Here is a 22,570-nt window from a genome sequence, read left to right as displayed (position 1 = left end):
CGGGGAAGGCGTTCCCATGCGGGTGAGACGGTCCCCCGGGGTCCCGCTGCTCCGTAGAGTCGGATCGACACGACACGGCCGCGGGAACAGGGAGGACGCAGCGATGGCCAAAAGCGCGAGGGAGCGGCTGGGCTTGCTGCTCGGCGGGTCGAAGGCGGCGGAGTTCAGCGCCCGGCTCGAAGCACCGGCGGACGGCGTCGGCCTTGAGGTGGCCGGGGTCGGACCGGTGTCTCTGCCGCTGCGCGCGCCGCAGGTGAAGAAGCTGATCGCGGTGGCGCGCCCGGCACTGTTCGGCCGGGGGGAGGACACCCTGAGCGACAGCAGCGTGCGGGACACCTGGCAGATCCCGCCGGACCAGGTCACACTGGGCGGCCCGGCCTGGCCGACGCTGCTCGACGGCGCGCTGGAGCACTTCCGCGACGAGCTCGGGCTACCGGCGTCGACCCGGCTGAGGGCAGAGCCGCACGCGCTCCTCGTGTACGGCAAAGGGCAGTTCTTCCTCCCCCACCAGGACTCCGAGAAGGACGACGCCATGGTGGGCACGCTGGTGCTGTCGCTGCCCTCGGCACACACCGGCGGCGAGCTGGTCATCGGGCACGCCGGGCAGAGCCGGACCTACCGTGCGTCGAAGACGGAACTGAGCCTGGTGGCCTTCTACGCCGACTGCCCGCACGAGGTGACACCGGTCAGGAGCGGCTACCGGGTGACCCTCACGTTCAACCTGCTGGCCGAGAGAGGAGCCCCGGAGCAGGAGTCCGGCCCGCTCGACGACATGGCGCACTGCCTGGAGCAACACTTCAACGCACCGGCCAGGCCACGCTACGGCGGCCGGCACCTCGATCCGCCCCGTCGTCTCGTCTACCTGCTCGATCACGAGTACACCCAGCGGGGTCTCTGCTGGGACCGGCTCAAGGGCGCCGACGCGGAGCGTGCCGCGCTGCTGCGCGCCGCGGCCGCCCAGGCGGGATGCGAGACGGTACTCGCCCTCGCCGAGGTGAAGGAGACCTGGGACGCCACTCCGGCCGGGTACGACCCCTGGGACGACTACGGCTACGACGAGGAGGACGAAGAGGAAGAGGGAGAGGAAGGGGGAGATGGAGAGGGAGCAGCCGCGGCCGACGGTGCGGGTGCCGACGAGGACTACGAGCTCGGCGAGTTGATCGACGACGAGATCACCCTCGACTGGTGGACCGGTCCGGACGGCGCCGACGGCGAGCAGATCTCGCTGTACGTCCGCGACTACGAGAGCTGCGCCAGTACCCCGAGTACGGACCTGAAGCCCTATGACTCCCAGTACGAGGGATACATGGGCAACTACGGCAACACACTGGACCGCTGGTACCGGCGGGCCGCTGTCGTGGTGTGGCCACGAGAGCGGGCCTTCGCGGCGCGCGGCGAGGCCGGATCGCGGTGGGCACTCGAGGAACTGCAGGCCCGTATCGACAAGGGCGACCGGGACGGCGCCCACGCCGCAGCCGAGTCCCTCGCGCCGTTCTGGAAGGGCAGCGGTGCACAGCCTGGACAGCTGGGGAGCGCGCTGCGGGTGGCCGAGGGCCTCCAGGCGCCCGGGACCGCCGCGATGCTCCTTGAGCCGTTCCGGATCGACGCCCTCACTCCGGAACACGCGGACGACCTGGCCGCGGTGGCGAAGCGGTACGACGTCGCGTGGCTGGGCCAGGTCACCGAGGGCTGGTTCGGCGGCGCGCAGAACCGCTTCGAGGAACACCGGTACGACTGGACCGAGCGGCTTCCCCAGCTGTGTGCGGCGCTGAGCTCCGCCCGGAGTCCGGAGGTGGCGCAACTGCTGTCGACCGGGGCCTGGGCCCAGGTGGACGGTGAACTGCGGCTGTGGGCCGAAACCGGGCCGGCCGAGATCCGCCGCGCGCGGTTGGAGCGGCTGAGCCTGCCGCTGCTGCGCGTTCTGGAAGCGGCCGACGCGAAGCTGCGCGGCCGGATCATGGCAGCGTTGCGTTCCTGCCCGGACACGGTCCTCGAGTGCCTGCTGCCGATGCTGCGCCACGCGGCGCGGGAACAGACGGAGGGTGAGCCCCGGGCGGCGGGGCTCGGAGCGGTGGCACGGGAGTGCGAGGACCGGCTCGGCGCGCTCGCGCGAAGGGCGCCGCGCGCCGCGGATGACTGGTCGGTGGCGTGGACCGGGTGCGGCTGCGACCTGTGCGGCACCCTGGGTGCGTTTCTCGGCTCCCGGTCGCGGCGGACGCTGGAGTGGCCGCTGGCGAAGGACGGACGGCAGCACGTGCACAACAGGATCGACACGGCCGAGCTGCCCGTAGGCCATCAGACCAGGCGGCAGGGACGCCCGTACACGCTGGTGCTGACGAAGACCGAGGAACTGTTCTCGCGCGAGCGGGCGACCCGCCGCCAGGCGGAAGCCGACCTGACCTGGCTGGCTTCGACATGGAACCTTTCCGGCGAGGTCGGAGTTGAACCGAGGCCCTGACACGTCCTGTACCGCCTGGCCGAACTCCAGAAGGCGATGGACGCGGGGGATACCGCGGCGTCCGGCATCAAAGGCCATCCAAGGGCACAGTGCCCGCTGACGGTGAGGGTTGGCGACCACCGCATCGTCAAGGCCGTTGAGGACGGCCAGTTGATCGTGTGGGTCCTGGCGGTTGGCAACCGTCATGACATCTACCGCCAAGTTCCGTAGGCCCCCCGCAGTGCAGATTGGCGCCGACTGTCCGCCGGGAGTTACGGGAACGTCCTGACCTGCGGGGCAGCGGGTGAGGGTGGAGCTTCTGAACGGGGTCGTACGCCGGTGAATGCAGCCAGAACTGCAACCGCGGAAGTCGAGCAGCCTAAGTGTGTCCAGCTTCTGCTCGTGGCTTCTGGTCAGCGCGGAATCGCCACCTTACTCCCCGTTCTGCGACCAGGCCGCGGTGAGCGCGGTGACCGGGTCACTGGCGGGTGGTGCCGCGGGCCACCATTCGCCGTCGTCGTCCTGGCGGTAGGGGTACCAGCGGGCGTCGGGGCCCAGACGCAACTGGATGCCGTGGTGGGTGAGGGTGAGGCGGTTGCGCCAGGCTCTGAGGTGTGTGGGGGAGTCGGTCATCTCGGCGAGGGCCGTGTCCAGGGCGGTGCGGGTGGCCTTCATCACCGTCGGGTCGGGGGTGTGGGGCTGTTCGGCGACGGTGATGCCCGTGGGGCCACCGTGGCGCCAGGCGCGGGTGAGGCGTGCGAAGGCAGTGGGGTTGGAGGCGGTGTTCTGGATCAGGTGGTGGAGCCACTCGGGTCCGGGGTCGCCCGCGGCGATGCGTACGGCGTCCTGGTGCTGGGTCAGGCGCAGGTCGGCGGTGTCGCCCGCGAGGAGCCGGGCGGCGCGCGCGGTGGCGTCGGCCATGAGGCGTTCCAGGTCCGCGGCGGCCAGGCCGCTGCCGGGTGGCGGGGTGACGGGCAGTGCTGTGGTGTGGGCGGCGGGTTCCGGGAGTTCGGGCAGTTCGGGGGGCTCTTCGGCCCAGTGGGCGTACGCGGCGGCGGCCGGGATGCCGGCCGGTGCCGGCGAGGCGGCGGTTTCGTGTGCTGCCGTACGGAGTGCGCGCAGCTGGGCGAAGACCTCCTCGCGACCGCGGCCGCGCAGCGCGAAGAGCACGAACGGGTCGGTGTCGATGGTGGCGGCGATGGCGTAGCAGAGCGCGGCGGCGTGCTTGCAGGGATGTCCCCAGTCGGGGCAGGAGCACTCCGGATCGAGCTCGGTGGGCAGGGGGAGCAGTGGGACGCCTGCGTGCCGGGCGTCGTCCACGAGTTCGGCCGGCATCTCGCCGTCGAGAAGCGTCGCGAGATGCCCGGCGCGGGCCGCGATCGTGTCGAGCAGGGTGTCCCACTGTGGGTCGGTGAGGACGGGCAGGTGGACCGATGAGCGGTACGGGCGCGGGCGGCTGCCCTGGACAGCGGCCTTGACCTGGCCCGGAGCCACGGTGACCGGGCCGACCATGCCTTTGCGGGCGTAGGTGCGTCCGCGCGAGAGCCGTCCGGCGTCCAGGGTGGAGTCTTCCAGGGCGGCCACCCATGCCTGGCCCCACCAGGTGGCGGCGAAGGCTCGCTTGCCGCGGGCGGGCGCACGGCGCGGGCCGGGGACAGCGGGGCTCATGACTGCCTCCCCAGGGAGACGAGTTCGGCGAGTTCGGCGTCGGACAGTTCGGTGAGGGCTGCCTCGCCAGAGCCGACGACGGCGTCGGCGAGGGCGCGCTTGGCTTCGAGCAGCTTCGCCACCTTGTCCTCCACGGTTCCCTCCGCGAGGAGCTTGTGTACCTGGACGGGTTTGTCCTGGCCGATGCGGTAGGCGCGGTCGGTGGCCTGATCCTCGACGGCCGGGTTCCACCAGCGGTCGTAGTGCACGACGTGAGTGGCGCGGGTGAGGTTGAGCCCGGTGCCCGCCGCCTTCAATGACAGCAGGAACACCGGTACTTCACCGCGCTGGAAGCGGTCCACCATCTCCTCGCGCCGCGCGACGGGGGTGGCACCGTGCAGGAAGAGAGCGGGGACGCCACGCTCGGCGAGATGCTTCTCCAGCAGCGCCGCCATCTGTTTGTACTGCGTGAAGACCAGCACGGATTCGCCTTCGGCGGTGATGGTGTCGAGAAGTTCGTCCAGCAGGTCGAGCTTGCCGGAGCGGCCCCGCAGGGGAGCGGACTGGCGCAGGCTGTGCTCTTTCAAGTACTGGGCGGGGTGGTTGCAGATCTGCTTCAGTGCGGTGAGCAGCTTGAGTACCAGACCGCGCCGGGCGATGCCCTCCGACTCCGCGACCTTCGCCATGGTCTCGCGGACCTGTGCCTCGTAGAGGCTGGTCTGCTCGGCCGTCAGCGGGACGACGTGGTAGGTCTCGGTCTTGGGCGGCAGTTCGGGCGCGATGCCGGGGTCGGACTTCTTGCGGCGCAACAGGAAGGGACGTACGAGACGGGACAGGCGCTCGGCTGCCTCGGGATCCTCGCCCGCCTCGATGGCGCGGGCATGCCGGTCACGGAAGGCGGTGAGTGTGCCGAGCAGCCCGGGGGTGGTCCAGTCGAGCAGGGCCCACAGCTCGGAGAGGTTGTTCTCCACAGGGGTGCCGGTGAGAGCGACGCGGGCGCGGGCGGGCAGGGCGCGCAGTTCGCGGGCGGTGACGGCGTAGGGGTTCTTGACGTGCTGGGCCTCGTCGGCGGCCACCAGTGACCAGGCCGACTCGGCGAGCACTTCGCGGTCGCGGCGCAGCACCCCGTAGGTGACCAGGACGATCTCGTCGCCGGCCAGGTCCTTGAGGTGGCGGTCGCCGCCGTGGTAGCGGCGTACGGGGGTGGACGGGGCGAATCTGGCGGCCTCGCGCTGCCAGTTGCCGAGCAGGGAGGCCGGGCAGACGACAAGGGTGGGGCCCGCGGTGGTCGGGTCGCTCTGGCGGTGCAGGTGCAGAGCGAGCAAGGTGATGGTCTTGCCCAGGCCCATGTCGTCGGCGAGACAGCCGCCGAGGCCGAGTGAGCACATCTCGGCCAGCCAGGCCAGGCCCCGCTTCTGGTACTCGCGCAGCGTGGCCTTGAGTGCGGCGGGCTGGGGCACGGGGGTGGGGGACTCGGGGTCGCGGATACGAGCGACCAGGTCGCCGAGCGCACCGACCGCCGCACAGGGCACCCGGTCACTGTCCCTCCCCCGGCCTCCGGCCGGGGGGACCCCCATCTCGCTTCGCTCGGCCTCGCCGGTCAGCGCGGCGCTCAACGCCTCCATGGGGGTGAGCGGTTCCATCCGGCGGCGCTTGGCGCGGGCCACCAGCTTCGGATCGGCGACCACCCACTGATCACGAAGCCGGACGAGGGGACGGCGTGACTCTGCGAGGGCATCCATCTCGGCCTCGGTGAGCGGCTCGCCGCCAAGGGAGACCTGCCAGCGGAAGTCGAGGAGGGCCTCGGTGTCCAGCAGGCCGCCCGCGGTGGAACCGGGGGCGGTGCGCTGCCCGATCTCCGCGGTCGCGGTGAGTGCCTTGACCAGTTCGCGCGGCCAGTGCACGTCGACACCGGCCGCGCGCAGCGCGTTCGTGGCGTCCCCGAGGAGCTCGAAGGCTTCGTCGTCGGTCAACCGGAGCTGATCGGGAGCGGCATCGTCGAGCAGCCTCCGCAGCGGGGGCCAGGCGCGGGCGCCGCGGCGCAGGGCGAGCAGGGTCTCGGTCTCGGTGCGCGGCCCGAGCAGCCGCTCCACTTCGGTCGGCTCGCTCCACAGCCGTGCGGCCTCGATGACGAGCGCCGGGTCCGCCGCGGTGTGCAGCTGCAGGACGGCCCGGAACTGCCGTCGGCGTCCTTCGGGTACGTCGACGCGCAGGGAGAGACTGACCTCGGCGGTGAGCGCGGCCTGGGTTTCCTCGGCCCATTCACGCAAGGCGGGCACGGCACGGACCTCGCGCCAGGCGTACGGCAGCGCTCCCATCGCGAGGGGCGCGGCCGGCGTACGGACCAGATCATCGGCGACCGCGTCGCAGAACTGGCGTACCAGCGCAGCCGGTTCGGCGATCCGTACCGGCGCAGTGCCCGGCTCGGGCAGGCAGTGGGCGTGCGGCGGGAAGGCGGCGGCCAGGGCATCCAGTGTCTGGCGCTGGGCGGCGGTAAAGGGACCCACCTGCCAGGTGTCGTAACCGGCGGGGGTGAGGGCCGGGTGGAGGCGGCCGTCGGCGAGCAGCCGCAGCGCGAAGCGAGTGGCGGCCTGCCAGGCGGCACCGGAGGGATGCGTCGGCTCCGCATCGACCAGGGCGGAGACAGCGACGGCGACAGGCAACGCGTAACCCTCGACTCGGCGCCGCCTGACCGAGCGGCCGTGCGGCAGGACCAGCTCCACCGCCTCGGTCTCCAGGCCGGTGGGCGCCGTACTGTCTCCGTCGGCTGCCCCGGCCGGCTTCCACAGCAGCAGGCGACCGAGGCGGGCGGGCTCACCGGGCAGGAACACCGCCGCCCAGCCGACGCCGAGCAACTCCCTCACGAAGGCGGATGTTTCCTGCCGGGCCAGCGGCGGTGCGTTCCTCGCGCCCGTACCCGGCTCTCGTACGACGACTCGTGCCACTCTCTTCCGCCCTGTCGCTCGCCGGACCCTGCCCTGGCCTGCTCACTACCGAACCCCACCAGGCAACGTCACACGCTGGCAACCGCGGGCCTCGGCTTGACTGCCGGCGACGGCGCCCACGGCGGATATGCCGCTGCTGAACACGCCGGTCCTCAACCGTACGGTGCAGCGCTACGGTGAGGCCATGAGCACCCGGGACCCGGCCGCGCTGAAGGGTTGATCGAAGAGGCCACCATCGATGCCTACCGCGAGGATGAGCAGCTCACGGGCTTCTTCACGATGATCGAGGAGAACCTTGCCGTGCCGTTCACCACGACTGTTCTCGGCGTCGAGGTGAGCGTGATCGGTGTCGATCTGGCCGAGGACGGGCGCGTGGTCGCACGCTGCGTCCGGGGGGCGGTCCGACAGGACATCGGGGTTCTGGATCTGCCGCTGCCGGAACCCGCCCCGAGGGCTCGCAACGGATCGAGGCATACCGCTACTGGGTCCGCTGAACTGGCGCGCCGCACAACTGCCCTGCTGAGCCCCTGCTCGAACGGACCGTGGCCTCGACTGCAGCTGACCGGACCGACTGCGGGGAACAGACAGCACGCAACGTGCATACCGCAGTATGCTTGCCGTTATGGCTGACACCACGCGCATCACGGTGACACTCCCCACCGAGCAGGTGGCGGAGCTGAAGAAGATCACGGACAACATCTCCGGCTACGTGGCCGAAGCGGTCGCCAGACAGATCCGGCACCAGCTTCTGGGGGCCGACCTGCGCAGCCACACAGACGAGCACGGGGCCTTCAGTGAGGAAGAGCTGGCCGAGGCGCGGGCGCGGATCTTCGGTACGCCCCAGGCCGCTGGTGGCGCGAGCGCCGCGTGAGCGGGCACATTGAGACCGTCGTCCTGGACAGCGAGGGGCTGTCGGCCTGGGTGGCGCAGGACCGGAAGGTTCTGGCGATGTTCCAGGTGTTCCACGACATGGGAGCGGACCTTGTCGTCAGCGCCAACACCATCGTGGAGGTGAGCCACTCCAGGGTGAATCTGCCCCGGCTGCAATGGGCGCTCTCCCGGGTCAAGGTGGAGCCGGTCACTGAGGCAGCGGCCAGGGCGGCGGCACAACTGCTCAACGGCGCCGGTCTGCACGGACACAAGTACGCGATCGACGCCACCGTCGCCGAAGCGGCCTTGCGTCAGCCCGGCCCGGTCGCCATCCTCACGTCGGATGTCGATGACATGACGCGGCTGTGCGGCAGCAAGGTCCGGATGATCGGGCTCTGACCGCTGCCGAGACTCCGTGACGGGGTCTGCGTCGCTCGCCCCGGGGATGCAAGCGTGCGCCTTTCCTGCTTGACGGGCATGCCTCGAATGTCGCCTATAAATGCAACCGAGACTGCGACCAGGGCATGCCCAAGAGCCGGACCGCACTAAGCGGTCCGGCTCTTCGTTTCGCCTGGTCAGGCGGGAGCGGAGGATACGAGATTCGAACTCGTGAGGGGTTGCCCCCAACACGCCTTCCAAATGTTCGTCTGGGGGTTCGGGAGTGATCAGGAGTGTCCTGACCTGCGGCGGAGTGGGGCTGAAGGCGGGTGGCGGACGGCGCTGGACGGGAGTGAAGGCAACCAGAACTGCAACCGGTACTGGCAGCCCAGGGCGGACGTGCTGGCCGCCACGGGTAGCCCGCCACGCAGTCGCAGGATGCTGACCACTGGCTCCTGGCTGCTTCGGTCAGTCCTCGTCAGACACGGCCTGCGCCCCGTCGCGCCCGCGCATGCGGACGAAGATTGGGTTGGTGGCAGCGGAGGTCTCCTCCAGGCTGATGGCCGAGGTCCGCAGCCACCTCGCCGACGTCATCGAGCGCGCGCGACGGGAGGAAACCCCGACGATCACCACTCCGCGCGGCAAGCAGGAAGCTGTCGTGATCGACGTTCAGGAGTACCAGCGTCTGCAACCACGGCACAGCGCATTCGGCCTGGCTAGACGCTTGCCCCTTTGGGCTCGGCCTCTGTTGGGCCATGATCCATGACAACGGTCTGGTGCGCATCAACGCGATTGGCTGTGCTCCGTGTGCCCCTCCGCCGGCACGCCGACGTCCGAGAAGATGTCCGACGCCTGCTGCCTCATGAGTTCAGCGGCGGCGCTGTCGGTCTTGTGCAGTGCGCGGGCGAGTGCGACGAGAGTGCGGGCCTCCCCCAGCCGGTGGCCGGTCTCGCGATGGATGGCCAGGGCCTCGTGGCCGAGGGCGACGGCTGTGGAGTGCGCAGCCTCGGACGCCGTCGCCTGGCACAGCACCGTGAGCGCCTGACCCTCCACCACCTGGAAGCTGTACTCACGGGCCAGGCGCAGCGCCTCCTCGGCTCGACGGCGGGCGTCTTCGTGGCGGCCGAAGTGCTGGTGAGTGAGGGCGAGCCCCAGGAGACTGTCCGCCGCGGCGCGCCGGAAGCGTGCCTCGTGGGCCAGGGCGAGAGCCCGACGGTCGGTCTGAAGTGCCTGTTCGTCGTGGGCCAGTTGGCGGTGGGCGGCGGCCATCGTGTTGAGGATGGCGGCCTGGATCCAGCGCCGTTCCGGGGCCCGGACCATGGCCAGGGCGCGCTCGGTCCGTTTCAGAGCCTCGGCCGGGCGGCCGCACTCGATGTCGATCTTCGCGAGGGCGTCGAGCATCATCGCGTGGCCGTCGCGGTAACCGGCCCTCTTCTCATCGGCCAGCTCGGGACCGAGGAGGTCACGCGCGTCGGTGAGGCGGCCGAGTTCCCAGTACACCCAGCCCAGAATCTGCAGCGCCAGGCCGTCGTCCCACCCGCTGCTCCCCTCTTCGCGGCCAAGGGTCCCCTCGATATGACCGGCGGCCTCGTGCAGTCGGCCCAGATCCCGGCAGGCCATACCGAGACCGATCGTCCCATACCCTATGAAGTAACGGTTCCCGGTCTCCCGGAAGCGGCGCAGGCCGGCGGTGAAATGCTCGTAAGCGCTGTCGAGGCGCGCCATGCTCCAGTCCACGAACCCCCGGACCCCGTATGCTGCCGCCTCGCCGGTCGCCCAGCCGAGTTCACGGCTGATGTCCAGCGCGCGCACGTGATGATCCATCGCCTGCCTGGCATCCGCTCGTTCCCACAGGATGATGCCGAGGACGAAATGCATGGCGGCCTGACCGTACCGGTCGCCCTCGGCCGTGGCCGCTTCCAGTGCCGTCTGCGTGGTGGACTGCCAGGTTGCCCGGGGCAGATAGAGCCAGAAGTGGCCGAACAGAGAGTTGGCGAGGTGCCAGGCGACAGGGCGCGGGCCGTGCTGGGCGGCGTGGGCGATGACGGCGAGAAGGTTCGTGCGCTCGGCCTCCAGCCACTGGGCGCCGTCGGACGGAAGCTTCGGAAGGTCGTCGGCGGCGAGGGCGGCGGGCAGATCCGGGAAGATCCAGGTTCCCGCGGCGGCACGGGCGGCATTGACGTACCAGATCAGGATCCGTTTCAGCGCGGCGTCACGATCCGCCGCCGCCTCTTCCACCTGCACCCGCTCCCGCGCGTACTCATGAAGGAGATCATGGAAGCGGTAACGGCCCTCCGCCACGGGCTCGATCAGATGCGCGGCGGCCAAGGCGCTGAGCAGACGGCGAGCCTGTGACAGCGGTGCGTCCAGGACGGCGGCGGCGACTTCGGCGGTGAACTCCGGTCCGGGGAACAGACCGAGTAGGCAGAACAGCCGGCGCGCGAGGGGAACCAGCACTCGGTACGACGCCGAAAACGCTGTCTGCAAGGGCGAGTTGGGCTCACCGTCCGGCACCAGGGCCGTCAGTCGACCGCCCTCCGACATCTCGCCCACCAGATCGGCCAGCCGTAGACCGGGATCGCCCGCCAGCCGGGCCGCGGCCAAGCACAGCGCCAGCGGAAGGCTGCCGCACAGTCGGATCAGTTCGTCGACGGCGTGGGGTTCGGCGGACAGGCGGTCCGGGCCGAGTGCCTCGCCGAGCAGCGCGCGGGCGTCGGCCGGCTGGAGGAGGTCCAGTGGCAGGGGGTGTGCTCCGTCGCGGGCCACGAGGTCGCCGAGCCGGTTGCGGCTGGTGACGACGACACAGCAGGACGGGGTGCCGGGGAGCAGTGGACGGACCTGCTCCGCCGAGGCCGCGTTGTCCAGCAGGACCAGCAGGCGTCGGCCGGCCAGCAGGGTCCGGTACGTGCGTGCCTGCGTCTCGTCGTCGGCGGGGATCTCCGACGCCGCCAGCCCCAGACTCCGAAGCAAGAGCTCAAGTGCTTCGCCAGCCTTGAGCGGTGGCCGGTCGTGGTCGAACCCGTGCAGGTTGACGTACAACTGGCCGTCCGGGAAACGATTCCGCACCTGATGTGCCCAGTGCACCGCCAGCGCGGTCTTGCCGATGCCGGCGGCGCCGCCGATGGCCGAGATGACCACCGTGTTCGCCGACCCCTGCCCCTGCTCCGGCGAAAGCAACGTGTGCAGTCTGGCGAGTTCGCCGGTGCGGCCGGCGAATCCCGCGGCATCGTGCGGCAACTCGGCCGGCGTCGGCGGAGCGCTGTCGCGCGGTGGGTGAGTGCTCCGACCCGGTGATCCCGGCGGTACCGGCGCGCCTGCTGCCGGGCCATCACGGAGGAGGAGCTCTGAGCGTGTCTGCCCGGGCGGGGCCGTCCGGCCGAGGAGACTTGCGTCATTCTGGCGCAGTACCGCCTCGTGCACCCGGCGGAGTTCCTCACCGGGATCGACGCCGAGCTCGTCGCGGAGGCGTACGCGCATCTCCTCGTAGGCGTTCAGCGCGTCAGCCTGACGTTCGCAGCCGTACAGAGCCCGCATACGCAACGCCACCAGTGACTCGTCGTACCGCTCCGGCGCGGACTGCGCGGCGAGGTCGTCCATGGCATCGCCGAACCGGCCCAGCAGAACAAGGCATTCGAGCCGGGCCAGCCGGAGCGTCCGCCGGCGTTCCCGCAGTCGCTCCCGCTCGGCCTGTGCAAACGGCCCCGGCAGGTTGGCCAAGGGCTCGCCCTGGAACAGCAGGAGTGCCGCGGACAACTGGTCCGTTGCGGTGGCCAGGTCTCCGGACGCTTTGGTGCGAAGCGCCTCATCGCCCCGCTCGGTCAGGTCCGCCACATCGAGCCGGGCGTCGTCGGCGACGAAGCGGTACCAGCCCTTGCCGCTGCGGATCACCGACTCGGTGTGGCGGGTGCCTTCGGCATCCAGTGCCCTGCGCAGCGGGTTGACGTGACTGGCCAGCACCTTGTGGCCGGAGGCGGGTGGCTCCGAAGCCCACACCGAATCGAGCAGTTGCTCATGGCTCACCACAGCTCCCCGACGGAGCAGCAACGCGGCCAGCACAGCCTGCCGCTTTACGGGTCCCAGCTCCAGAAGCGTGCCACCCCGCCAGGCCCGTAACCGTCCGAGCACCTCGATCCGAAGCCGATGAGGAGTTCCCCCGTCCACCGCGAAGCCTCCGCTCCCGCACATCACCGGAATTTCATCAGCATTGCAGCACCCCGGGCCATGGTGACGGACACGACATTGCACAACCCGCACAACTGAAGGGGAACCAGTGACCGAAGTGGAGTCGGTGGCCACAGCGTTGGCTACAGGGGTGGCAGCCGGACTCACGGACTCCGGGCTCGGAGCCGTCCACGATCTGCATGCCGTGCTCAAGGAGGCGGTCCGCCGACGGTTGGCCGAGGGTGGTGGCAACAGGGGGAGGAGCGGCTACGGCGTACGGGTGCTTGACGCATACGAGACGGACCCCGACGTGTGGTGGACCCGGCTGCTGCAGGTCCTGACGGGCTCCGGGGTGGACACGGACGGGGAGATCCTCGCGGCGGCCCGCGCCGTGCTCCGCGCGGAGCGCCGGACGAGCCACATCACCCTGGACGTTCCCGGCACCCATGGGGCCCTGGTCGGGGAAAGCACCACACGGCACAACGCGTTTGGCCGATGATGCAGTGGACGACTCTCCTGGCCACTCTGTTGGGCGCGGGTGTCGCCATGGGGACCTCCTTGTTGGTGGAGGCGCATAAAGGCCACCGCGAGTTGATGCTGGAGTCACGAAAGCACAAACGCGACGTCACGTCCGAGTGGCAGAGGACCCGGCGCGACCTGTACACGGGCTTTCTCGCAGTGCCGACCCAGGGCCGCAGCGAGCTGAGGCACCTGAGCGAGAGCACTGAGATGTCGGAGGCGGAGCGCACCCGGACGGCTCGACGGGCCTTCGCGCGCTGCTGTGAACTGCGTTACCAACTTGAGCTCTTCGCTCCGGCGGAGGTGGTGGATCCCGCACCTGCCTATTTCCGATGCGTGCGCAGCTTCTGCTGCGCGGCACATCAGGCGGCGACCGCCCAGCGGGTCCGGGCCGGGGTCGGGGCGACGGGGGCGGTGGTGATGCGGTGCATCGTGTTCTCCGGTGGATTGATTTGGTCCGTGGCATGTGGCTGGGCGGTCGGCGTCACGCGGGCCGGCTCAGCGCCCGCAGCGCCAGCCGGGCGCACAGCGCGGCGAGCGGCAGCTCGGCGCCGAGCGCCATGGCGACCGCGGTGGCGAAGTCGCCGCCCGGGGCCGCGGTCGTGGTGTCGAACCAGGCGTCCACCACAAGCAGCGTCGCGGTCGCGGCGGCTGCCAGGGCGTGCCGCCGGTCGCCGCGGGCGGCGAGGAAGCCGGTGGCGATCAGGCCGAGCGCCTCCAGCGCGTCGAGCCCGACCCAGGCGACCGGCCAGTGCGCCGCGGTCGCGGTGGCCGGCAGGCCGGTGGCCAGCACGTACAGCCACGGCAGCAGGGCGAGCCCGCAGGCGACCAGCAGCCACCCGGCCCGCCGCATGCCCCGCGCCGGGCGCGGCTCCTCCGCCTCTTCGTGGAGCGGGATGACCTCGGCGCAGTCGAAGCCCACGGCACCGGCCAATTCGTCATTGCACAACTCCAGTTGACGCATCGTCTTCCCCCGGTCCCCCTCGGCTGTCCCCTTCACGTACTCCAGCCTCCGGCGTGCACTGGGGCGCCGTCAGTCACGCAGGGTTCCGACCCGGGGTGGAGAAAAGTGCACCCCCGAACAGGGCGGCAGCGTCATGGCATGGGGATGGCCTGCGGCTTTACCGTTTGACGCATGCAACTCCGCACGTGGCTCCAGCTGGTGCTGGGCCGGCCGTTCCGCAGGGCGGGACACCGGACCGCGCTCGTCGCCGCCGGCCTGCCGCTCCACCTCGCCGTGGTGCCACTGTGGCTCTGGCTGGCCGGCACGATGGCGGCGTTGGTGCCGGCCGTGACTCCGCTGCCCGTGCTGCTCACGCTCGTGGCGCTGCCCGTGCTGCTCACGCTCGTGGTGACACCCCTGCTGACCGTCGGGCAGCGGCGGCGCTACCGGGCACTCGTCGGCAAGGACCTCCCGCGCCCCGTCGCACCCGGGCCCGGACGCAACTGGAAGTCGGCGGTGCGCTGGCTGACCGGCCGGGCCTTGTGGCGGCAGGTCTGCTACCACGCCGTGGCGGGTCCGCTGCTCGCCGTCCTGGACCTCGCCGTCCTCGCCGTCTGGGCCGCCGCTCTCGTGGCCGCCTCCATCTACGTGTGGATCTGGGCGCTGCCCTCGCAGTGGCGGGTCACCGACCTCGGGTACACCACGCAGGCCGCGTACATCACCGCCGGCGGCCTCGCCCTGCTGTTCCTCGGGCCCCGGCTGACCGGCGCTCTGGTGCGGCTGGACACCCGGGCGGCCGAGGTCCTGCTCGGCCCCAGCCGCACGGAGAATCTGGCCCGCCGCGTAGCCGACCTCGCCGAGAGCCGGGCCGGTGTGCTCGACGCCGCCGACGCCGAGCGGCGGCGGATCGAGCGCGACCTGCACGACGGCGCACAGCAGCGCCTCGTCTCACTCGCCGTCAACCTGGGCCTGGCCAGGTCCACCCTCGGCGACCTGCCGGAGGACGCCCGCAAGGTGATCGACGAGGCGCACCGCGAGGCGAAGGAGGCGATCGCCGAGCTGAACAACCTGGTGCGCGGCCTGCATCCGGCCGTCCTTGAGGACCGCGGCCTCGACGCCGCGCTGTCCGGGGTCGCCACCCGCCTCCCGATCCCGGTGCGCGTGGCGGTGGACCTGCCGCAGCGCCCCTCACCCACGGTCGAGGCCGTCGCGTACTTCGTGGTCTCCGAAGCCCTGACGAACGTGGTCAAACACGCCCAGGCGACCCGGGCGGACGTGACCGTGGAGCGGATCGGGGAGACACTGCTGGTGGTCGTCGCGGACGACGGCGCGGGCGGCGCGGATCTCGCGGCGGCCGGCGGTGGCACCGGGCTCGCCGGGCTCGCCAAGCGCGTCGCGTCCGTCGACGGCACGTTCTCCTGCCGCAGCCCCGCCGGGGGCCCGACCGTCATCACCGTGGAGCTGCCGTGCGCGCCGTGATCGCCGAGGATTCCCTCTTGCTGCGCATCGGCGTGGTCAAGGTGCTGGAGGCGTCCGGCTTCGAGATGTGCGCGCAAGTCGCCGACGCGGAAGGGCTGCTGGCAGCCGTCGAGGAGCACCGGCCCGACATCGCCGTGGTCGACGTGCGCATGCCGCCCGGCTTCACCGACGAGGGAGTGCGCGCCGCGCTGGTGATCCGCCGCCAGTACCCGCGTACCGCCGTGCTCCTGCTGTCGCAGTACGTGGAGGAGCGGTACGCCGCCGATCTGCTCGCCGCCAACACCTCGGGCGTCGGCTATCTGCTCAAGCAACGGGTCGCCGACGTCGAGGAGTTCGCCGAGGCGGTACGCCGGGTGGCGGCCGGCGGCACCGCGCTCGACCCGCAGGTCGTCGCGCAGCTGCTGGTGCGCCGGCACAGCGGTCCGCTCGACCGGCTGACACCGCGCGAGCGGGAGGTGCTGGAGCTGATGGCGGGCGGCCGGTCCAACTCCGGCGTCGCCGCCGAGCTGGTCGTGAGCGAGAGCGCGGTCGCCAAGCACATCAACAGCATCTTCACCAAGCTCGACCTGCCCAAGGCCGACGCCGACCACCGCCGCGTCCTGGCGGTGCTGCGCTTCCTGGGCGTTGCGACCGCATAGTGCGCGATCACGCCCGCATGCCCAGTCGACAACGGTGCTGAGCAGCACTTAGTGGGGAATGCGGCGCCTTCGGACAGGTGCTCTCCACCAGGCTTTGCCGCGCTGGGTGCCGAAGGCGGTGGCCGTCGTGCGCAGGGCCATGGCATGGGTGGGGCTGGTCATCACTGGTGTCCTCGCAGTCTTCGGGGTTGGGCGCGGTGGCTCGGGCTGGTCGCTCGGCTGGTGTCCGGAGCGGACGTGATGTCAGGGCGGTCGTCGCGTCAGCGCCTTCGTCCCGGGTTCGGCGGCGCCGGTGCGTGGTGGCACAGGCCGACGCCGACGAGGAGCTGAACTGGGTCGTCTCGGTGGACTCCACGATCGTGCGAGCCCATCAGCACGCGGCCGGAGCCCGCAAAAAGGGGCCCCGGCCGACGAGCCGTACGACCACGCCATCGGCCGGTCCCGTGGCGGACTGACCACGAAGATCCATCTCGCGGCCGATGGCAACGGCCGGCCCCTGGCCTTCCATCTCACCGCCGGACAGGCCGGTGACGCGCCTGCCTTCGCTCACGTGATGGCGCGGCTGCGTGTTCCCCGACGGCGTGGGCGGCCCCGGACCCGGCCAGCGGCAGTCCTCGCAGACAAGGCGTATTCGTCGCGGGCCATCCGTGAACACCTCAGGCGGCGCGGCATCCGGGCGGTCATCCCGTGCCGGCCGATCAACGCGGCCACCGTCTGCGACGGTGGCAGCCGGGGTGGCAGGCCACCGGCCTTTCGACCGCGAGACCTACAAGCAACGCAACACGGTCGAACGCTGCCCGCTTGAAACAGTGGCGAGGCATCGCCACCCGCTACGAGAAGACAGCAGCCATCTGCCTGGCCGGACTCCACGTTGCGAGCATCTTCCTCTGGTCAGCCAGGTGATCCAATCGAAACCGCCCAGATGTCAGCTGCCTCGCTGACGTCCCTGACCCGCGGATCGTGAGGCAAAGGCGTTTGCGGGGTCACAGGGCGTGTCGCCCTCGTGCAGGAGGCGATACGCCCTCCCGCCCCGCTGGCTAACCCATGGTCTTGGCGCCGTCCAGGGACTCGCGGATGATGTCGGCGTGGCCGGCGTGCTGGGCGGTCTCGGTGATGATGTGCATCAGTACCCGGCGGGCCGACCATCGCGCGCCCGGCTCTGACCACGGGGCCTTCGGTAGTGGTTGTGTGGCGTCCAGGTTGGGGAGGGTAGCGACCAGTTCGTCGGTTCGGCGGGCTGCCTCGGCGTAGTCGGCGAGCACGCCGGTCAGCGTCTCGCCGGGCAGCATCCGGAACTCGTCGGCCCGTCGGGCCCAGTCGGCCTCGGTCATGGTGGTGAAGTCGGGCATCGCCGACGGGCCGTCCAGGATGAACTGTGCCCAGGCTCGCTCGACCGCAGTGACATGTTTGATCAGGCCGCCCAGGCACAGCTGGCTGATGGTGGTCCGGCGCCCGGCCTGCTCATCGGTGAGGTCACGGGTGGTGAATTGCAAGAAGTGCCGATGCTTGGCCAGGGCCTCCAGCAAATCGGCGCGCTCGCCGGTGGCGGTGGGCTCATGGGCCGAGTCGTGCGTGGCCAGTTGGTTGACAGTGGTCTCGCTCATGGTCGCTCTGCCTTCCGTGGTTCGTGTTCAGCCGGGCCTGGAGGAAGCTAGGGGGCATGGAGGCCAGATCCTGACCTAAATGACCGGAGGGGTGAGCATGCTCGGCGCACCATCGGCCTGCCCGATCCGCTGATCAGGATTCTCCGCCAGCACCAGGAAGCCCAGGAGCGGATCGCCGCCGGTGCTGACTGGGAGGGCAAGGGGTACGTCTTCGCCTCGCCGATCGGCGGAGCGCTGAGCCCGAATACCGACTTCCACACCTGGAAGCGGCTGCTTCGGGATGCCGGGGTCCGGATCGGCTGTCTCCATGACGCTCGCCACACCGCCGCGACCGTCCTCCTGATCCTCGGCGTCCCGGACGTCGTGGTCGACGCGATCATGGGCTGGGAGCCCGGGGGAGCGGCCCGTATGCGGGCCCGGTACATGCATGTCACCGGGACAGTGTTGAAGAAGACCGCTCAGCAGGTCGGCGAGGCCCTGTGGGGTGCCGATGGAGGGCATCTGCCATGATCCGGGATCGCCTGTCTCCCGTCCGGGAGGAAGTAGCTGGGGGAGGAACCATGGACAAGCGGACGGACCCTGTCGAGATCATCGCGCGCGTGGGTGGCGTGACGCCCTACTCGGATCGCGAGCGGGCCTTCGGTACCTGGGTGTATCTCGCCTCGAAGGCTGGCTGGCAGGTGGTCGAGGCCGACGGGTTTGCCGCCGACAGTGACCGGGGCGAAATCGGTGCGGTGGACGTCGAGGGTGTTAGGTACGTGATCCGGCTCGGGCCGCGAGTGCGGCGGTTGCTCTACGAGGTCGTCGATGGGCACATGGTGAAGCGGGATGTCCTCGCGGTTGCGGCTTGGGCGGAACCGGTCGTCACCGAGGAGAGCGCCCCTGGTTGGTACTCGGCAGAGGCCGACTGAGACGGACAACGTCGAAGGGCCCCGCTGTGAACAGCGGGGCCCTTCGACATCGTGCCCGGTGAGGCACTGGCGGAGGATACGAGATTCGAACTCGTGAGGGGTTGCCCCCAACACGCTTTCCAAGCGTGCGCCCTAGGCCTCTAGGCGAATCCTCCGGTCGGAACATTACATGACCGAGAGGAGTGCTCGCGAACTCGTTCCCAGCCGCTGACGTCGGGTACTCTGTGCAGAGCCCCTCACGCGGCGCTATCTGACTGAACTCCCCCAGGGCCGGAAGGCAGCAAGGGTAGGTTGGCTCTGGCGGGTGCGTGGGGGGCGCTTGCGTTTGCCGGCGGGGCTGGTTGTCAGTGGGCGCCTATAACCTCGTAAGCGTGTCGTCTCTCGCGCTGTACCGCCGCTATCGCCCGGAGTCGTTCGCCGAGGTCATCGGGCAGGAGCATGTCACCGACCCGTTGCAGCAGGCGCTGCGGAACAACCGGGTCAATCACGCGTACCTGTTCAGCGGGCCGCGTGGGTGCGGGAAGACGACCAGCGCGCGGATCCTCGCCCGGTGTCTGAACTGCGAGAAGGGGCCGACACCGACCCCGTGCGGGGAGTGCCGGTCCTGCCAGGACCTCGCGCGCAACGGCCCGGGATCCATCGACGTCATCGAGATCGACGCGGCTTCTCACGGTGGTGTGGACGACGCCCGTGAGCTGCGCGAGAAGGCGTTCTTCGGGCCCGCTGGGAGCCGCTACAAGATCTACATCATCGACGAGGCCCACATGGTCACGTCGGCCGGCTTCAACGCGTTGCTCAAGGTCGTCGAGGAGCCCCCGGAGCACCTGAAGTTCATCTTCGCCACCACCGAGCCCGAGAAGGTCATCGGGACCATCCGGTCACGGACCCACCACTATCCCTTCCGGCTGGTGCCGCCCGGCACGCTGCGGGAGTACCTCGGCGAGGTGTGCGGCAAGGAGAACATCCCCGTCGAGGAGGGCGTGCTCCCGCTCGTCGTGCGGGCCGGCGCCGGGTCCGTGCGTGACTCCATGTCCGTCATGGACCAGCTGCTCGCCGGCGCCGGAGCGGAGGGTGTGACGTATGCGATGGCCACCTCCCTCCTCGGCTACACCGACGGATCGCTGCTCGACTCCGTCGTCGAGGCCTTCGCGACCGGGGACGGCGCCGCCGCCTTCGAGGTCGTCGACCGCATCATCGAGGGCGGCAACGACCCGCGCCGCTTCGTGGCCGACCTCCTGGAGCGGTTGCGGGACCTGGTGATCCTCGCGGCCGTGCCGGACGCCGCCGAGAAGGGACTGTTCGACGCCCCCGCCGACGTCCTGGAGCGGATGCAGGCCCAGGCCGGCACGTTCGGCGCCGCCGAGCTCAGCCGCGCGGCCGACCTCGTCAACGACGGCCTGACCGAGATGCGCGGGGCCACCTCCCCCCGCCTCCAGCTGGAGCTGATCTGCGCGCGCGTGCTGCTGCCGGCCGCGTACGGCGACGAGCGGTCCCTGATGGCCCGCCTCGACCGGCTGGAGCGGGGCATCAGCTTCTCGGGCGGGGGCGCCGCGCCGGCGACGGGGTACGTCCCCGGACCCGAGGCACACCTGGCGGCGCCGGGAGGCCCGGGAGGGTCTCCGACGGGAGCGGCTCCAGGCTCGGTCCCTCCGGCTCCGGCTCCGGCTCCGGCTCCGCAGGGGAGCGGGCCCGCGGCCGCCCGCGCGGCGGTACGAGGGGGAGCGGCGCCCGAGCCCGCACCCGCACCCACGCAGGCGGCACCGGCCACACCGCCGCCCGCGCCAGCCCCGGCGGCTCCGCCGGCCCCCGCTCCCACGGCGGCCGCCCCCGGTGCCTGGCCGACGGCCGCTTCCGCGGGCGGCGGTGTGGCCCGTCGCCCCGGTGGCTGGCCCACGGCCACGGCCACCGCCACGGGAACCCCGGCGGCTCAGCCGGCCGCGGCCCCGGCCCCGAGCGCGCCGGCCGCCCCCGCCGCCGCCCCGGCCGGCGGGCCGAACCCCCGTGACCTCTGGCCGAACATCCTGGAGGCGGTCAAGAACCGCCGCCGTTTCACCTGGATCCTGCTCAGCCAGAACGCCCAGGTCGTCGGCTTCGACGGCACCACCCTCCAGCTCGGCTTCGTCAACGCCGGTGCCCGCGACAACTTCGCGAGCAGCGGCAGCGAGGACGTGCTGCGGCAGGCGCTGACCGAGCAGTTCGGCGTGCAGTGGCGGATCGAGGCGGTCGTCGACCCGACCGGCGGCGGCGCGGCCCCGGCCGGCCCCGGGTACGGCGGCGCACCCGCGGCGGCGTCCGGCTACGGCAGCCCCGCCGCGGCCGCCCCGGCCCGTACGGCCGCTCCGCAGCCCGCACCGCAAGCGGCTCCGCCCCGCGGCGCCTCGCCGTCCGCACCGATGGCGGCGGCCCCGACCGCGCCGTCCGCGGCTCCCGAACCGCCCCCGGTGTCCCCCGAGGACGACATCCCCGAGGAGGACGACCCCGACCTCGACGAGTCGGCCCTCTCCGGCCACGAACTGATCGTGCGGGAGCTGGGGGCGACCGTGGTGGACGAGTTCCGGAACGAGTGACGGGCGGCCGCGGCCTGCCCGCCCGCACCCCCTTGTAGAAACCTCCAGTCGGTGCGCCCGGCTACGCTGGCCCCCGTGAAGGTCCTCGTCATCGGCGGCGGCGCCCGCGAACACGCCCTGTGCCGCTCTCTGTCCCTCGATTCCGACGTCACCGCGCTGCACTGCGCCCCCGGCAACGCCGGTATCGGCGAGGTCGCCGAACTGCACCCGGTCGACGCCCTGGACGGTGCCGCCGTCACCGCCCTGGCCCGGGAGACCGGCGCCGACCTCGTCGTCGTGGGCCCCGAGGCCCCGCTCGTGGCAGGGGTCGCCGACGCCGTGCGCGAGGCGGGTGTCCCGGTCTTCGGACCCTCCGGGGAAGCCGCGCAGATCGAGGGGTCCAAGGCGTTCGCCAAGGCCGTGATGGCGGCGGCCCAGGTGCCCACCGCCCGTTCGTACGTTTGCACGGACGCCGACGAGGTCGCCGAGGCACTCGACGCCTTCGGAGCGCCTTACGTCGTCAAGGACGACGGTCTCGCCGCCGGCAAGGGTGTCGTCGTCACCGACGACCTGGCGGTCGCGACGGCGCACGCCGCCGGGTGCGACCGCGTCGTCATCGAGGAGTTCCTCGACGGCCCCGAGGTCTCCCTCTTCGCGATCACCGACGGCGTGACGGTCCTCCCGCTCCAGCCGGCCCAGGACTTCAAGCGCGCCCTGGACGGCGACCAGGGGCCGAACACCGGCGGCATGGGGGCCTACTCCCCGCTGCCCTGGGCCGACCCCAAGCTGGTCGACGAGGTCATGGAGACCGTCCTCCAGCCGACCGTCGACGAGATGCGGCGGCGCGGCACCCCCTTCTCCGGGCTCCTGTACGCCGGCCTCGCGATCACCTCGCGCGGTGTCCGGGTCATCGAGTTCAACGCCCGCTTCGGCGACCCCGAGACCCAGGTGGTCCTCGCCCGCCTGAAGACCCCGCTGGCCGGCGTCCTGCTCGCCGCCGCGAACGGCACCCTCGACGACCTCCCGCCGCTGCGCTGGCGCGAGGAGTCCGCGGTCACCGTGGTCGTCGCCTCCCACAACTACCCCGGCACCCCGCGCACCGGTGATCGCATCACCGGCCTGGACGCGGTCGCCGCCGAGGACGCCCCGCACGCCTACGTCCTGCACGCGGGGACGAGGCGGGACGGCGAGGCGGTCGTCAGTGCGGGTGGCCGCGTTCTCTCCGTGACCGCGACCGGTGAGGACCTGACCCAGGCGCGTGAGCGGGCCTACGCGGCCGTGGGGCGGATCGGGCTCGACGGTTCCCAGTACCGCACGGACATCGCGGCGAAGGCGGCGGCGGAGGCGGCCGAGGTGGGCGGGGCCTGAGCGCCGTTCACGCGTGCACCGCTCCTGATCAGGCCCCGGACCCCTGGAATCCGGGGCCTGATCGTTGCTGTCTGTCGATCACCTCTGACCAAAGCCATTCCATCGAGTGACCGATGCTCTAACC

General features: G+C 71.2%; 16 protein-coding genes, 1 tRNA gene, 1 other RNA gene and 2 pseudogenes. 14 read left to right on the top strand and 6 right to left on the bottom strand.

All coding sequences use genetic code 11. The features are described 5' to 3' along the window. Positions 1–103: 103 nt before the first annotated feature. Positions 104–2,458 carry a 2OG-Fe(II) oxygenase gene (locus ACZ4O3_RS18010; protein WP_467722924.1) on the top strand — a complete coding sequence of 785 codons (2,355 nt, stop codon included), beginning with the start codon at positions 104–106 and terminating at the stop codon, positions 2,456–2,458. Between the two features lie 411 nt (positions 2,459–2,869). On the opposite strand, the gene ACZ4O3_RS18005 is transcribed toward ACZ4O3_RS18010, so the two are convergent. Both ACZ4O3_RS18005 and ACZ4O3_RS18000 read right to left on the bottom strand, forming a co-directional pair. Further along, positions 2,870–4,105 carry an SWIM zinc finger family protein gene (locus tag ACZ4O3_RS18005; RefSeq protein ID WP_467722923.1) on the bottom strand — a complete coding sequence of 412 codons (1,236 nt, stop codon included), beginning with the start codon at positions 4,103–4,105 and terminating at the stop codon, positions 2,870–2,872. Further along, positions 4,102–6,948, bottom strand: a complete 2,847-nt coding sequence (locus ACZ4O3_RS18000; RefSeq protein ID WP_467722921.1) for a DEAD/DEAH box helicase — start codon at positions 6,946–6,948, stop codon at positions 4,102–4,104. The genes ACZ4O3_RS18005 and ACZ4O3_RS18000 overlap by 4 nt, the downstream gene beginning before the upstream one ends. A gap of 297 nt (positions 6,949–7,245) precedes the next feature. On the opposite strand from ACZ4O3_RS18000, the gene ACZ4O3_RS17995 reads away from it, so the two are divergent. From ACZ4O3_RS17995 to ACZ4O3_RS17980, 4 genes are all read left to right on the top strand, one after another. Beyond that, positions 7,246–7,659 carry a hypothetical protein gene (locus ACZ4O3_RS17995; RefSeq protein WP_362714528.1) on the top strand — a complete coding sequence of 138 codons (414 nt, stop codon included), beginning with the start codon at positions 7,246–7,248 and terminating at the stop codon, positions 7,657–7,659. Next, positions 7,652–7,900: a type II toxin-antitoxin system CcdA family antitoxin gene (locus tag ACZ4O3_RS17990; RefSeq protein WP_362714529.1), complete on the top strand. Its 249-nt coding sequence runs from the start codon at positions 7,652–7,654 to the stop codon at positions 7,898–7,900. The genes ACZ4O3_RS17995 and ACZ4O3_RS17990 overlap by 8 nt, the downstream gene beginning before the upstream one ends. After that, on the top strand, positions 7,897–8,298 hold the full coding sequence (locus ACZ4O3_RS17985) for a DNA-binding protein (RefSeq protein WP_467722919.1): 402 nt from the start codon (positions 7,897–7,899) through the stop codon (positions 8,296–8,298). Before ACZ4O3_RS17990 ends, ACZ4O3_RS17985 begins: the two co-directional genes overlap by 4 nt. A gap of 538 nt (positions 8,299–8,836) precedes the next feature. Further along, the gene (locus ACZ4O3_RS17980; protein WP_362714540.1) at positions 8,837–9,043 is read left to right on the top strand and encodes a type II toxin-antitoxin system Phd/YefM family antitoxin; all 207 of its coding nucleotides are present in this window, start codon (positions 8,837–8,839) and stop codon (positions 9,041–9,043) included. A 17-nt stretch (positions 9,044–9,060) separates the two neighbouring features. Here the strand turns inward: ACZ4O3_RS17980 and ACZ4O3_RS17975 are convergent, their stop codons facing one another. Further along, positions 9,061–12,462, bottom strand: coding sequence for an AfsR/SARP family transcriptional regulator (locus ACZ4O3_RS17975; RefSeq protein WP_467722917.1), 3,402 nt, complete (start codon positions 12,460–12,462; stop codon positions 9,061–9,063). A gap of 127 nt (positions 12,463–12,589) precedes the next feature. On the opposite strand from ACZ4O3_RS17975, the gene ACZ4O3_RS17970 reads away from it, so the two are divergent. Further along, positions 12,590–12,937 (top strand): hypothetical protein, encoded by a 348-nt coding sequence (locus ACZ4O3_RS17970; protein WP_467722915.1) that lies wholly within the window; start codon positions 12,590–12,592, stop codon positions 12,935–12,937. Between the two features lie 504 nt (positions 12,938–13,441). On the opposite strand, the gene ACZ4O3_RS17965 is transcribed toward ACZ4O3_RS17970, so the two are convergent. Further along, entirely contained in the window at positions 13,442–13,957 is a 516-nt protein-coding gene (locus tag ACZ4O3_RS17965; protein WP_362714537.1) for a hypothetical protein, read from the bottom strand. Positions 13,958–14,092: 135 nt separating this feature from the next. Here ACZ4O3_RS17965 and ACZ4O3_RS17960 point away from each other — a divergent pair, with 135 nt between their 5' ends. The 3 genes and pseudogenes from ACZ4O3_RS17960 to ACZ4O3_RS17950 form a co-directional block, all read left to right on the top strand. Continuing rightward, positions 14,093–15,379, top strand: coding sequence for a sensor histidine kinase (locus ACZ4O3_RS17960; RefSeq protein WP_467722913.1), 1,287 nt, complete (start codon positions 14,093–14,095; stop codon positions 15,377–15,379). Further along, on the top strand, positions 15,367–16,017 hold the full coding sequence (locus ACZ4O3_RS17955; RefSeq protein ID WP_467722911.1) for a response regulator transcription factor: 651 nt from the start codon (positions 15,367–15,369) through the stop codon (positions 16,015–16,017). The genes ACZ4O3_RS17960 and ACZ4O3_RS17955 overlap by 13 nt, the downstream gene beginning before the upstream one ends. A 335-nt stretch (positions 16,018–16,352) precedes the next feature. After that, positions 16,353–16,920, top strand: a pseudogene (locus ACZ4O3_RS17950) (IS5 family transposase); the annotation flags it as partial. Positions 16,921–17,054: 134 nt separating this feature from the next. Here ACZ4O3_RS17950 and ACZ4O3_RS17945 read toward each other — a convergent pair. Continuing rightward, entirely contained in the window at positions 17,055–17,621 is a 567-nt protein-coding gene (locus ACZ4O3_RS17945; protein WP_467722909.1) for a DinB family protein, read from the bottom strand. A gap of 99 nt (positions 17,622–17,720) precedes the next feature. On the opposite strand from ACZ4O3_RS17945, the pseudogene ACZ4O3_RS17940 reads away from it, so the two are divergent. Together ACZ4O3_RS17940 and ACZ4O3_RS17935 are read left to right on the top strand one after the other, a co-directional pair. Then, positions 17,721–18,131, top strand: a pseudogene (locus tag ACZ4O3_RS17940) (tyrosine-type recombinase/integrase); the annotation flags it as partial. A 50-nt stretch (positions 18,132–18,181) separates the two neighbouring features. After that, a complete protein-coding gene (locus ACZ4O3_RS17935; protein WP_362722136.1) occupies positions 18,182–18,532 on the top strand; it encodes a hypothetical protein in 351 nt (116 codons plus the stop codon). 67 nt (positions 18,533–18,599) lie between these two features. Here ACZ4O3_RS17935 and ACZ4O3_RS17930 read toward each other — a convergent pair. Beyond that, a tRNA-Ser gene (locus ACZ4O3_RS17930) sits at positions 18,600–18,687 on the bottom strand. 72 nt (positions 18,688–18,759) lie between these two features. Between ACZ4O3_RS17930 and ffs the strand changes: the two genes are divergently transcribed. From ffs to purD, 3 genes are all read left to right on the top strand, one after another. After that, positions 18,760–18,858, top strand: an RNA gene (gene ffs, locus ACZ4O3_RS17925) — signal recognition particle sRNA small type. 45 nt (positions 18,859–18,903) lie between these two features. Continuing rightward, a complete protein-coding gene (locus ACZ4O3_RS17920; protein WP_467722907.1) occupies positions 18,904–21,099 on the top strand; it encodes a DNA polymerase III subunit gamma and tau in 2,196 nt (731 codons plus the stop codon). A 75-nt stretch (positions 21,100–21,174) separates the two neighbouring features. Next, complete coding sequence (purD, locus tag ACZ4O3_RS17915) at positions 21,175–22,446, top strand: phosphoribosylamine--glycine ligase (protein ID WP_384990820.1); 1,272 nt, start codon at positions 21,175–21,177, stop codon at positions 22,444–22,446. Positions 22,447–22,570: the final 124 nt, after the last annotated feature.

This window comes from Streptomyces sp. NPDC026515 (assembly GCF_055567595.1).
This window is presented reverse-complemented; position numbering and strand designations above follow the sequence as displayed.